This is a genomic window from Bacteroides sp. D55t1_190419_B8, assembly GCF_015558905.1.
GTDB lineage: Bacteria > Bacteroidota > Bacteroidia > Bacteroidales > Bacteroidaceae > Bacteroides > Bacteroides vicugnae.
This window is the reverse complement of record NZ_JADMOU010000002.1, coordinates 288,603-302,436: the sequence shown is the minus strand read 5'-3', so window position 1 is coordinate 302,436 and position 13,834 is coordinate 288,603. Positions and strand designations below refer to the sequence as shown.

The window sequence follows — 13,834 nt, the reverse complement described above, 5'->3', positions numbered from 1 at the left end:
GTGCATTCACTAATTAAAAACTTGCTTTCATACAAAGCCCAATCCAATTATGCAGCCGGGTCCGGTGCTTCCCCTTTGCCATCATCGCCCGAATCAGGGTTACCCCCATTATTCCCCCCATTACTACTTCCGTCCGTATAATCCGTTTCAATTTCCGCACGGCGGGTAATACTCATATCCTCCAGCATATTTTTGAAGATTTTCCCCGGATAGAATAAGATCTTTCTCTGAACGATCGACTTGGATGAGACCTCTTTCTCGTCATCCGTACTTTTAGCACGGATAGTAGGAGTGAAGATACCAAACTCACCCATCTGCACGCTCTTTCCATCATCAATATCCTCCGCCATCTTATCCACCAGACCACTGACGACCAAATCTACCACCTTACGATGGACACCACAAAGCTCACTCACTTTCCGACACATCTTTGCAAAATTCACCTTACCGGAACGAACCGATTTTGCCACATACTTTTCGTTTTTGTCCTTGTCAAAACCGAACACTCTTTTTGTTACTACGTACTCTAAACCCATAATTGTTAAAGTTTAATTGGTTAAAAAAATAAAGGTTATCTGTTTGCCATTCTCTTTGTTTGAATGACTCTGCAAAGGTATATCAACCGTGAAATGTCCAGTCCCCTTTTGTCTCCTTTATGTCTCCTTTCATCGTTTGGAATCAATTATTATCGGAAGAGAATATTGTTAGTTATCAATAGAATATATCAAAGAATTATTTTTTTTCATAAAATGCGTATTTTCCATATTCAACACTCGAATTTACCAATGGATAGCCATCGAAATTCTAACAGATAAAAATCCTCCTATAACTTTTACACTGAATGCCTACAAACAAGTCAGGCTGCAACCTCATCACAGATTGCAGCCTGACTTATTTATAAAGTGACCTATAGTCTAACTCACATGAAAATCTTACGCAAAGATATCGCTCCGCAGAATATAACCGATAACGTCTCCCTTACGTACGGTAGCACCTTGCTGTGCACATATTTCCACCACCCGTCCGGTGAATCCGGTCAGAATCTTTTCATATTCTCCCCATGGAGTAGAAAGGTAACAAAAGACTTCGTCATGCTGATATTTACGTCCGATGAATGGCGCAATGGACGGTCCTTCCACGGAAACTTCCCAAAGCACCTGCCCGTTGTCGGGAGCAATAACCGGATCTGCCTTGACACGTTTCAACTTCTTGATATCTTCCTCGGAATAACCACTCTTTGCCATGGATGCATCCTTAGCATGTTGTAATTCATCCTCAAAACGTTTCTTGGCAACACCCGACTTATAATCGCGATACTGACGATCGTGCATAGCCAGTTCAAAAAGTTCTTCGTCATCCTCTCCATACTCCCAGCCATTCTCATCCATTTCCTTGCGATAATCATCCAGAGCATCCGGATAATTCAACTGCGGATCAGTATCAACAAACTCATATCCTTTCGATTTAGCCAATTCTATAATCTCCGGAGCAAGCGTGCCCGGCAGACGTCCGCTCTTACCCAGAATCATATCCCAGGTATGATTATCTATCATCGTCCAGCGCTCTTCTCCTTTTACCAACTGCATAAGATTCATCAATGCAACATTCTTCACATACTGGCTGAAAGGAGTCACCAAAGGAGGATAACCCAACTTAGGCCATACATATTCCACTTCGTCGAAAAGCATTACCAGCAGATCGTCAAGACTAAGTTCAGGTTCGTTCTTACTCCGCAATATCATATTGATACCGGAATGTACCCCTTTCAAATCTGCCATCATAGACCCCATCATGCCACCCGGCAAACCACATTTCAACAAAAGTGAAGACATATATTTATTGGTAGGATCCATGAAGTAACCCAGAAAATCGTCTATGAATTCCTGCGTCATCGCGCGGGCTTTCATATATGCTTTCATATTGATATCGGGAACTTGGAATCCTAAATCTTTCAACATTGCCTGTACCGAGATCACGTCCGGATGCACTTTGCCCCAAGACATGGGCTCCATAGCCACATCTATGATATCCGCACCATTTTCGCAAACCTCGAGGATAGATGCCATAGACAATCCCGGTCCGCTATGACCATGATATTGTATCAATACATCCGGATGTTTTTCCTTGATAGTCCTGACCAGTTGCCCCAACATACCGGGGCGACCGATACCTGCCATGTCTTTCAAACATATTTCAGGTGCACCGGCCTCAATCAGCTGATCGGCAATCCGGGCATAATACTCAACGGTATGTACCGGAGAATATGTGATGCAAAGAGTTGCCTGCGGAATCATGCCTGCTTCCAAAGCATATTTAATGGAGGGAATTATGTTTCTCGTCTCATTCAGTCCACAGAAGATACGGGTGATATCCACCCCTTGTGCATGCTTGACTTTATACATCAATTTACGCACATCCGCCGGAACGGGATACATACGCAATGCATTCAATCCACGATCGAGCATATGCGTTTGAATGCCCGCTTCTCTAAAAGGTGCGGTAAAAGCACGGACGGCTTTATTAGGATTTTCACCGTACAATAGATTCACTTGCTCAAAAGCACCTCCATTCGTTTCAACTCTTGTAAAACAGCCCATTTCAACAATCAATGGAGCTATACGTACAAGCTGGTCAACCCGAGGCTGATACTTACCGGAAGATTGCCACATATCCCGATAAACAAGACTGAATTTGATTTCCTTTTTCATCATAGCCAATAATAAGTGATTTTTTCTTTGGTTAACTTCACATATACAAATATAAAGGTTTGTTTTGACATATAGTCAAAAACAGGCTTTAAAAAACGGGTAAAAATAGATGTTTTACATCATAATGAAAGCAAAACACTACCACACACACCTTAACAGTATAAATAACAAATCAAATTGTCTAATGTTCAAAGACATATCCCCTTAAGAATCCAAAGACTTCACAAAGTTCATTCATACTAAAGTTTGCACGAATGCAAATCGCTTTTCAAAGTCATCATTCGGTATAAAAAGGGTAAGATAACCATCAGGCATAATCCATCTATCACGGAGTTTATCATATTCAAAATTACTATTGCAATAATTAATATAAGATGTTATATTAGTGGAGTCATTAAGATAAAGAATAGATTTATTACAGATATCATTTTCCAAAACACAAACTAAGACAGCATTGTCCACTACAATCTCAATGCCTTTACTCGCTTCCTCCTTAAACAAGTATTCATATATACACATCTCTTTTTTAAAAAATAATCTTTGAATGCGGCTACTTGTATTAGTGAGCACGCTTCTTCCCACATACAGTAAATTTTCAAAGTGTGAATGCAATTTAAGAGTATCCATTTCATCATTTTTTTATTGTTATTACTTTGCTAAATATTTTATGTTCAACACTAAAATCCACAATACAATCATATATGATTGTAGATATGCAAATATAAATACTTTTCTTTGAAAACAATCATATATGACAGAAATTATGCTCGATAAACAAAAAACATTAAATGAGATAGGTACTAGAATTAGAAGATTACGAGAAAGTAAGAATCTATCTATTCAAGAGTTTGCAGATAAGCTTGAAATAGAATACAATAATGTCATTCGAATAGAGAAAGGAAGAACAAACTTCACTATTGGTACTCTTGTAAAAATCGCTAATACATTAGAGGTAAATTTAAAAGATATAGTATAGTCATTAAAGATAATGATATGTGGCTATATACTTTATTATATATAATCATTTGTACAATAAAGTATATAGCTGCCTAAATTTCAAGCAAACTTATTAAGTCTTAGTTAAAGCTCCACAATTTCTCAACAAGGAAGTTATTTCAAAATACAGCTCAAACACTACTACCAACATTACCAGTTTGAGAAACATATTATCACAAGTTCCATACTTGTTAGATAAAACGCCCTCAAATGTCACAATTATTAACCACACAAAGAATTCAATAAAGAAACTTCTCATACTGTTCATTTCAGGACACCGAAAAAAGTTTATCTTTTCTGCATAAACAACTTTTGAGTTTCTAATAAATTCTTAAGGAGTTTATTAAAAACGGTATCCAAGTTTATTAAAAACCCGAATGTAGCTTTCAGAAGGATTTACATTGAATTTATGCAACAAAAAAGGCTGCAAACCCTATAAAAGGTTGCAGCCTCAAGCTTTTCATCGGGTCGTCTATACCCTAATCCTCATAAGGATCTCCTAGATGTTTTGTTATAATCTTATACTGTTTCATCGTCAGATAACGATGATTATACGGCATATAACCGGTCGGTACAAGCTCTTTGGTCAACGGGTTACAGTCTTTAATCCATCGGCTCAGACAACGCACTGCATTTTTACTGGTCGTACATCTGGGGAAGTACAATGCAGCTAATACAGCAAAAGATAAGATTCGTCTCATTTCGTTTTTAAAGTTTTAATTTATCGTTTCATTGTTTCTTTCGTACTACAAATATACAACATCAAAAAGCGTTTGTCAAGTCATTTGGGATTTTATCGTTAATATAAAGGAATACCCACCTTTATTAACCCAATTACTAAGCAATTGAAACAGATTGAGTATTCTCAATATTTAACACTAGAATTAAGTCTAATGCTCACAAAAGGAAACTTAAAAATACTTATACGAAAATGACAATCTTTAAATCACAAGAAATAACATGTTTATATTAAAAAGAGATGCATGAATGGATTGTGATTTACTTTTAAATTAGTAACTTTGAACCATTGGAAACAATTCCATTTGGAAATTAGGAGTTATAGCTAATGTTGTGATTTGCTTTCAAATTAGTATCTTTGAACCATTGGAAACAATTTTGCTGTGAGTATATAGAGGATTGTGTAAGTTGTGATTTGCTTTCAAATTAGTATCTTTGAACCATTGGAAACAATCCTAGCAGGTAGAGGTGTAACAAAAGGACGTTGTGATTTGCTTTCAAATTAGTATCTTTGAACCATTGGAAACAATCGCTATGGAGTTGATATAGTATTCACGCCTGTTGTGATTTGCTTTCAAATTAGTATCTTTGAACCATTGGAAACAATAGAACTCAAACGAGCCGGAGTAGACTATAGTTGTGATTTGCTTTCAAATTAGTATCTTTGAACCATTGGAAACAATCGTCTCCATGTGGGACAAACTTCCCAGTAGTTGTGATTTGCTTTCAAATTAGTATCTTTGAACCATTGGAAACAATTATTGGTAAAAATACCATTGGAGACAATAAGTTGTGATTTGCTTTCAAATTAGTATCTTTGAACCATTGGAAACAATTTTTTAATCTCATTAAGTAGTTTTCTACTGTTGTGATTTGCTTTCAAATTAGTATCTTTGAACCATTGGAAACAATGTACAGACGCCTAACCCGTATGCTTATTGCGTTGTGATTTGCTTTCAAATTAGTATCTTTGAACCATTGGAAACAATGGGGCTCGAAATATTCGAGGATACGATACTGTTGTGATTTGCTTTCAAATTAGTATCTTTGAACCATTGGAAACAATTCTTGCTTGTCGTAAATTGGCGCAGGATAGTTGTGATTTGCTTTCAAATTAGTATCTTTGAACCATTGGAAACAATCGTAATACTAGGGCTAGCAGACATTGCAGGTTGTGATTTGCTTTCAAATTAGTATCTTTGAACCATTGGAAACAATTTAGATAGTTCATTGGTACGTGGAAAATTGTTGTGATTTGCTTTCAAATTAGTATCTTTGAACCATTGGAAACAATTTTTAAAGTGTTACCAACTTCACACGAAGGTTGTGATTTGCTTTCAAATTAGTATCTTTGAACCATTGGAAACAATCATCACAGATTGCAGCACAAGCTGATGCGCGTTGTGATTTGCTTTCAAATTAGTATCTTTGAACCATTGGAAACAATTAGACAAAGTAATTGAAGAACTTGAAAGCAGTTGTGATTTGCTTTCAAATTAGTATCTTTGAACCATTGGAAACAATATTACGCACGGTGTTGGAATACCCGTTGGAGTTGTGATTTGCTTTCAAATTAGTATCTTTGAACCATTGGAAACAATACCCCGATTATATAGAGGGCTTGAAAACCAGTTGTGATTTGCTTTCAAATTAGTATCTTTGAACCATTGGAAACAATACATTTCGTATAATAAAATGTAATTCAATTAGTTACAAAGAAGATTAGAAAAGAAAAAAGAAGACTGTTTCCAACACAAGATCTCGCATTAATGCGAGATTTTGTGTTCTAAAACAATTCCAATTGCTGCCCTGGTGTATTAACACTCTGCGCCTTCTTTCCATAGAAAAGTTCTATGTCCCCAAATTGTTTATCCGTAATACACATGACTCCGACATGCCCTAGTTCCGGAAGGAAAGATTTAACTCTTTTTATATGTACTGCTGCATTCTCGCTACTAGCACAGTGACGCACATAAATGGAAAACTGAAACATCGTAAAACCATCTTTTTGCAGATTCTTTCTGAAATCCGCATAAGCCTTCTTTTCCTTCTTCGTTTCAGTTGGCAAATCAAAAAGAACGAGCACCCACATTATACGATATTCACTAAGACGATCCATTACCGTTCGGGATAGGCAACTCGACGAAGCTCTCCATTGAAACATTTATAAAGTGAGGCAGTAGTTTGCCCCACAGCAATCATCAACGGACTGCGTTTACCTCCAATTATTACTTCCAATGTCGGAATAATAAGCAATCGCGTTTTCACCTCTTTCGTTAGCTCCACACCCTTTCCATACTCCTGTATCAAGCTAAATACTAATTCATCCACATAAGGACGATAAGGTTCCATAATATCATCCGCCAAGCAATAAGCATTGTATCGATTATGATGATGGATACCCAAAGTAGGAAGTAACCCACTTATTACCAACCCACGTGCTACCACTGCACGAAGAATTGCATATCCGTAGTTTAATAGGTTATTTGGAGGAATACCTTCACGATCTCGCGTAAAACCGTCAACATCTGCAAATAAAGATTTCCAATAATATGCAGCAGCACGTGCTTCCAAATTGTCAGGGTCGCCACTACGTACATCAGCTGCCCACACGCGCATACACTTTACCTCTTCATTCATACAATCCTTGAGCACAGATGCTTGGTTGTTAATCTTCGCCTGAATAGTTTGTTGCCAAAGTTGTTTCTTCAATGGCAACGAAGCGTCTAATTGTTCACGAAAACGCTCATTCTGCGTTGTATTTCCATAAAGAGGAAGCATCAGTCCAACTGGCATACTCTTACTATCGCAAGTGATTACAGAGCAAGTGTTTTCAAGCAAAGCCTCCAACACACCGGAAGTGATGGTGATTTGCTTGTTATCCAACACTACAATGCCAATGTCTTCTATAGGTTTTGTCACTTCCGCCTGCTTTTTCAATACTTCCGGTAAGGCCGTTGCTTTTTCCACATCAGGCAATTTAATAACTAACTGCGCATTGCGCAACGATAGATAAACCGGATTTCCGAAATAAAGTGTTTTCTTAATCATGATTCATTCCTTTCAAAAGTTTATCAAAGTCCGATTCGTAATTCCGAAGTTGCCTAGCATGAAACTTGTCATATTCTTGTTCCGCCAATGCTTTGGCGACCTCATGGCTCACCTGCCCACTATGTTGCAATACCGCTTCCTCGTTAAATTGCAAGAATGCATCTAGCTTCTTCACCCAATCTTTCATATACATCACCTGTCCTTTTTTCGCTTGACGTTCTGCATAATCCAAATACATCGAAACAATACGATTCAAATCATCCATTTCAGTTTCATTGAGATAGTTCTTTGCGATGGATACATCCGGTTTACGAATCATCCCGTTAGGCGCATTTTTCCAAGTAGTCAATCCCATATTAGGTTTCTCTGCATCCACACGGGTAACAATTATCTCCGCTGCCGTCTGTCCGGAAATTGCCCAATGCAACTTATTCTGAACAGTTGCAAAAAACGTCTTTGTCACCTCGCTACCAGCTTCGTAATCAGCACTACATTGCGAATAAATATCAGTTATCTTCTGATAAAAACGACGTTCACTGCTACGAATATCACGAATACGAGCCAATTGCTCCTCGAAATAATCTTTGCCGAATAGCATTTGTGGATTTTTTAATCGCTCGTCGTTCATGGCAAAACCCTTAATCAAATATTCTTTCAGTACGCTGTTTGCCCAGATTCTAAAATGTGTGGCCTGAATGCTGTTGACACGGTAGCCTACGGATAAGATAGCATCAAGATTGTATAGCTTCGTTTGATACTTTTTACCATCAGCAGCAGTTAGTGCAATTTTTGCACTAACTGAATCCTCCTGCAATTCAGCCGTTTGAAAGATATTCTTCAAATGTTTTGTCACTACGCTTCTATCCACTCCAAACAATTGCGCAATCTTATCCTGTGTCAGCCAAACTGTTTCATTAAAAATATAGATTTCGACTTTCACTTCTCCATTACTATCTTTATAAAGAAAGAAATCAGAGGGAATTGGGGTGTTATTATTTTTATTCATAAGCCAGATATTCCTTTAATATTTCCTAATCGATCAACTTTTAGTTTTATACAAACGTCTTTAATCATCTCGCCAGTCAGACTCCTTCCAATCTTATTCAATGACGAATATTCAACTTTGTTTACTATAGGACTTGCTACATAATAAGGAACAAAATGACACTCTGAACCTGTACAACTTACCATTTTATAAATTCTCTTCCGTTGTTCATTATTAAGTTGGTCCAAATTAACAGCGTGAATGTTTTCTCGTTCATCCTCTATAGGCACATATACCAAATCATTAGGAGATAAATAAAATAATAGACTATGTTCCTTTCTATTTTTTTCCGGAACCACACTTAATCCTTGTTTTAAACGTTCTATTACGATATTTAAAGGTATAGTTTCATAAGAACGAATACCATTTTCATCTACATATATAGCAAAGAACAGATTGGTTCCCTTTGCCGCTTCCACATATTTGTCTTTCTTGTTTCCTTTTACTCCAACAGAGAATTTATTACCAATTGTTTCATAAACACGAACTTTAAATATTGGAAGATGCAACTTCCCTTCATTAAGCTGAATGATATTCTTATTCATCTCCTCAATACCTTCAGGAGAGAACGCAATTTCAACCTTGTTCCCTTTTGCCTCTAAATGATTAAGCAAGATTTTTTGTATGCCAGTGTCTGTTACAGATCCTTGAATAAACTTCTCTGTAAAAGATGTATCTACATTTTTTCGCACCGCCGCATTTTCTTCATCAAAATAATATATTTCTACTTTTGATACATCTACTTCTCCAAACTGGTACTTCCGATCTTTAAAATATCGCAAGATTGTATCCACATCAAATTTACCATATTGACAGGTAAGCCGTTTTATTTCTTGTTTTAGCTTTTTATCGACTATCCTTTTCCAATCTTTTAAAGCCTCACTCAAACGTACGGTTTTTCTTTTACGAAGTGATACTTTTGCAAATACAGTTTCTTTGTGTAGAGGTTTACGAATTGCCCAATTAAGACCTTTCTGGCTTACCTTTATCTTTTTACCGTTTTCATATTTCGTATATATATTGGTTGCCTTATTAATTATACGCAAGTTTTGTTTAAAGCTAACAATAATTTTTTCCAATTCATTACGGGCATCAACAGTGAAATTATCCCATGGCTTTTTAAATTCTTTCGGAATATCTTTTGTTACATTGTTTTTTGTTTGCGGGTCAATATATGTCACTCGCTCAAACAATCGTAATTTCCGTTGTAAATCATATCGAATTGTATCAGTATTTGCATGTTTATTGTTTAGCAGATTGACATGGTCACGAGTTGCACAGGCTATTACCAAAGCATCCATTGCATGATGTCGATGATCAATACGCTTCTTTTGAAACCCTTTTGATAGTTCTAATGGAACAGTAGGCAAATATTTTTGATATTGTTCATTCCAACTGGTGAATGCGATAGTCTTTGCCAACTCATTCATCCGCACAAAACGAGGAAGAATCAAATCATTCCAAACATCATTCAGCCCCCAATCTTGTTTCAACATAGTTGTAATCTTGCCATTTACAGGAAGTACATTTTTTGAATTTACTCCATTGTCATTTTCTTCTGCACGTACAAGATTTGACAGAAGAGGGAGAACAAATTTGCTGATGTAACGTGTATCATTCATTTGGCGTTCTATCATCTTTTCAGGTATTTCTTCCAATAGAAGCTTTGTCCTCTTGGAACGATTATAAGCATAATGCTGCTTTACAAAATTCTGATACGCTTCCTCATCAAAGATAGTTACTTTTTGTCCAAAGCCTGTTTCCACAATCTGTCCATGGTAGTTTTTTATAAACTCCAACCCTAAACATTTATCCTTCAATTTATTTACAGCGGCCTCACAAATTACTTTATTACTGAAACTATCATCATAGTAACGAGATTTTGGAATGATATGCTCAATCTGATATTCTTCGGTAAAGAGCTTCCCTAACGGGATGACCTTACCCGTATATGGAGAACAATATTTTTGCTCCAACCATAGTTTGTAGCGTTGTAGTTCTGTTGTTGTAGGTTGTGCAACCCTGCTTATTTTCTTTATATCTTCCTTTACCTTTTCATCCTTTTCGTTATCAAGCCCAGTGCTAATTGCATACTCTTCATATATTTTCAGAATATCCTGCTGCATGGGCGAATAGGGTCGGACATTTTCAACCTCCAATTTGCCATCAGAATTATTCTTTAATTCCATTAATAATGCTTTGATTCGCAAATTGGTATTCTCATTTTCTGTTACAACATTAGCTATTTTTTTCCTTTCGTCAGCAGTGTTCTTCATATCACGTCCAAGCTCAACATGGATTTCACTAAAAAAGTTTTCTGCTCCCTGTCCGTATTTTTGCCAAATATCTCTCACTACCCGTAAAGTTTCCGTAATTATTTGTTCTACAATCGGATTACGTAAGGAATGCTGTTTAAACTCATTCAAATACTTCTCTAAATCAGCAACTGAATGCCATTTTCCTGCAATATCAGCTTCTGAATGTCGCCCATAAACAAGATATTGAGCCAACCATAACTGTAAACCTTGAAAATCGTTTTCATTAGTTAGAGCAATGGACTTTTCACGAACTATATCCTTAATTTCTTCATCATACTCGCCTATGATTATTTTGGATATTCTATTTTGGATATTATTATCAATATCACTCCATTTCCAATATTTCCCCAAACGCATCAAAGGTAACAACTTCTTTATTGCTTTTTCGGAGAATGATCCATATTCATTTTTAAAGGGAGGAATTTTCTTGAAATTACCTACAAAAGAAGCAATATCTAAATCATACTTTCTTGCAAAAGTTCCCAACGCTTTCTCAAACTCATTTTTATCCGTAACAGAATAAATGATATGCCAAAGTTTTTGTTCTATTTCTTTTGTAAGGAAATCCTCTGGAACATTTTTTACTTTAGCCAAACGTGTAGAAATCATCGTTTTTGTTTCACTGCAAGGATATATCTTATCTTCAACATAATTCCATCGATATGCCTCTGTCTTTACCTGTTTTTTCAGACCTTTTGCCTTTATCAGATATTCAAGCAAAGGTTTCTGTTCTATACTTTTCCTATTACTCAAGAAATCAAATAGCTGTTCTTTATCTTCAATGTTTGCAATAAATTGCAAAGTAACATCTTCGTCATCTTCCTTCCGATATATCTTCAAATTGTACAGCCATTGCCATATACGGAATTCCTGATAAAGAGGATTGGATTTTGAAATGACCTTCAGATACTCTTTAATATTATTTCCATCTTTATCTTTGTATGTTTTAAATTCAAGTATACAATCACCTATCGCAGACTTCTGACTCCGTAATGGTCTCTGATAAAATAAAATATCGTCTAAGAATAAATGAACAAAATCTCTTTTACTTAAAATAAATTGGTACGTCTCATTGCTCCGATATAACTCTCTTACACAGTCGTTGTATAAATCTTCATCTCTCAATTCGGGATGAAACTCTCTTTGTTTCTCAAGAATTTGTTTCAGTTCATCCTTGTAGAACTTACGTTCGATTGTCCGTACAAGCTTTCCACAAACTTTTTGCATAGGATTTTGCAGTAATGTCTCATAGACATACGTACCAACTGTTTTATGAGACTTTTCTATATCACTCTCCGTCTTCTTTTTCAACAATACCCAATCATTTTCGCTTGGCGCACGAAAAGACCGCTTTTCTATTCCTTCCTTATCTTTTTTAACTGTCCCGTCGTCGTTCAAATCTGTAGTAACAATAAAATCACGTGTTTTATCTTTCCATCCAAATAACGGAATCTTACTGGAGCGACGATAAATCCAGCCGTTTTCTAAATGTAAAGAATACCATATATCACCTTTACTATTCGGTTTTTCATCGGCTATGACATCCACTATTTTCAATGAATAATATTCTACTAATTTATTAGGGTTCTCTTCCTCTTCTTCCCCTCTTAATTGATAATATCCCCGTTTCTGATTGAAATTTAATAAAATCCAAGCTAGTTCTTCCTTCTCTATCTCTTGAGAAAGAGCTTTCTTACGCAAATAATAGATAGTCCAATCATATGGGATTTTTTTATCTTCTCTAACCACCCCCTTATTCTTAAATTCTTCTATCATTTCATTAAAAGACTGTTGAAAAATAAACTCGAACCTCCCTTCATCATTTTGTTTCCAAGCTAGTTTGGGCTCCTTTTCATCAAAAAATTGTCCTAATCGCTTCTCAAAATCTATTTGAGAAGCATAATGTTCGGGTAAAAACTTCATCATATTCAAAACACGAATCAGACGCTCACGACGTAATAATGCTCTTTCACGCAATCGGCGTGTGCCACGATAGGCCGTTCGCGCAGCTGTTTGAGTCTCTACCGGATTCCCCCCACTGAAAGTATCCAACACACCCTGATCCATAGGAATAATCCGACTACCCATTCCTAAAATTCTCTGCTCTTCGCTGTCAACCAATGCCCAACCAATACTATTGGTTCCCAAATCCAATCCTAATATTCTTTTCATATTTGCCCTATCTTATTATAACTCATCAAATATATTAATATTTTTCCACAAATTAGACATTAAAACAAAATAAATTACTATCTTTGCCACACTAATTAAAAGCAAATCACAATAAGGATTATTCCGTTGTGAAAACATTCAGGGTGGGGCATTTGCCTCGCCTTTTTTTGTACTACTACAAACAAAATATCTCATATCAACAGATATGTTATATCATCTTTCAACGCCAAGTTTTTCGAATGAATCATACAATCTCCTTCTATACATTTATGAAAACTTTTGTTGATTTTTCCCAAATAGTCCTCGTAACACTTTTCTTTATTATATAGAACTTATGCTCCGTAGTGACAAGCATCAGTGTTATAGCATTCTCATAAAAACATTCATTGGTAGTCATCGAATTTGACAGCCAAAAATCTACCATGGCTATTATGAAAAGATAATTCTATATACTACACATAATATACAGGTTCACATTTTCCTTTAAAAGGAACGCCCCGTTGGTTTTAAAGGAACGATGCTTTGGTTTTAAACCAACGGGGTGTTCCTTTTAAACCAAGAAAACACTTATATTCAGACCTTATTTTCTAATTTTCCCAGAAGCTGTAATAGTATTCAGGAAGACTTACTTTCCTCCCCATTACTTATCCCAAAAGCATCCTACTTTAGCCATTAAGAGTGCACCGTGTACGATAACAGTGAAAATCAGTGAAAGAATTTAAAAGAGAAACAAATACAACAGAATTATTTGGAGGTTAGTTTGCAAAGACATACATTTGTCATGTGATTTTTTTCATAGTATTAGA

At 36.1% G+C, this 13,834-nt stretch carries 9 protein-coding genes and 1 CRISPR repeat array; of the genes, 1 reads left to right on the top strand and 8 read right to left on the bottom strand.

Annotated elements, in window-relative coordinates; translation table 11 throughout:
- Positions 1-47 precede the first annotated feature (47 nt).
- From I2I13_RS03380 to I2I13_RS03370, 3 genes are all read right to left on the bottom strand, one after another.
- Positions 48-536 (bottom strand): HU family DNA-binding protein, encoded by a 489-nt coding sequence (locus tag I2I13_RS03380; protein ID WP_148366861.1) that lies wholly within the window; start codon positions 534-536, stop codon positions 48-50.
- 396 nt (positions 537-932) lie between these two features.
- The gene (locus I2I13_RS03375; RefSeq protein WP_195648813.1) at positions 933-2,708 is read right to left on the bottom strand and encodes an oxaloacetate decarboxylase; all 1,776 of its coding nucleotides are present in this window, start codon (positions 2,706-2,708) and stop codon (positions 933-935) included.
- Positions 2,709-2,942: 234 nt separating this feature from the next.
- Positions 2,943-3,335, bottom strand: a complete 393-nt coding sequence (locus I2I13_RS03370) for a hypothetical protein (RefSeq protein ID WP_164727300.1) — start codon at positions 3,333-3,335, stop codon at positions 2,943-2,945.
- A gap of 124 nt (positions 3,336-3,459) precedes the next feature.
- On the opposite strand from I2I13_RS03370, the gene I2I13_RS03365 reads away from it, so the two are divergent.
- Positions 3,460-3,684, top strand: coding sequence for a helix-turn-helix domain-containing protein (locus tag I2I13_RS03365; protein WP_004322957.1), 225 nt, complete (start codon positions 3,460-3,462; stop codon positions 3,682-3,684).
- A gap of 499 nt (positions 3,685-4,183) precedes the next feature.
- On the opposite strand, the gene I2I13_RS03360 is transcribed toward I2I13_RS03365, so the two are convergent.
- From I2I13_RS03360 to cas9, 5 genes are all read right to left on the bottom strand, one after another.
- On the bottom strand, positions 4,184-4,405 hold the full coding sequence (locus I2I13_RS03360; RefSeq protein ID WP_195648770.1) for a DUF4248 domain-containing protein: 222 nt from the start codon (positions 4,403-4,405) through the stop codon (positions 4,184-4,186).
- A 367-nt stretch (positions 4,406-4,772) separates the two neighbouring features.
- A CRISPR array of direct repeats spans positions 4,773-6,120; the repeat unit is 47 nt; unit sequence GTTGTGATTTGCTTTCAAATTAGTATCTTTGAACCATTGGAAACAAT.
- 108 nt (positions 6,121-6,228) lie between these two features.
- Positions 6,229-6,561 carry a CRISPR-associated endonuclease Cas2 gene (gene cas2, locus I2I13_RS03355; RefSeq protein ID WP_009001195.1) on the bottom strand — a complete coding sequence of 111 codons (333 nt, stop codon included), beginning with the start codon at positions 6,559-6,561 and terminating at the stop codon, positions 6,229-6,231.
- Positions 6,561-7,493 (bottom strand): type II CRISPR-associated endonuclease Cas1, encoded by a 933-nt coding sequence (cas1, locus tag I2I13_RS03350; RefSeq protein ID WP_195648769.1) that lies wholly within the window; start codon positions 7,491-7,493, stop codon positions 6,561-6,563. The genes cas2 and cas1 overlap by 1 nt, the downstream gene beginning before the upstream one ends.
- On the bottom strand, positions 7,486-8,499 hold the full coding sequence (locus I2I13_RS03345) for a virulence RhuM family protein (RefSeq protein WP_195648768.1): 1,014 nt from the start codon (positions 8,497-8,499) through the stop codon (positions 7,486-7,488). Before I2I13_RS03345 ends, cas1 begins: the two co-directional genes overlap by 8 nt.
- Positions 8,496-13,028, bottom strand: a complete 4,533-nt coding sequence (cas9, locus tag I2I13_RS03340; RefSeq protein ID WP_195648767.1) for a type II CRISPR RNA-guided endonuclease Cas9 — start codon at positions 13,026-13,028, stop codon at positions 8,496-8,498. The genes I2I13_RS03345 and cas9 overlap by 4 nt, the downstream gene beginning before the upstream one ends.
- Positions 13,029-13,834: the final 806 nt, after the last annotated feature.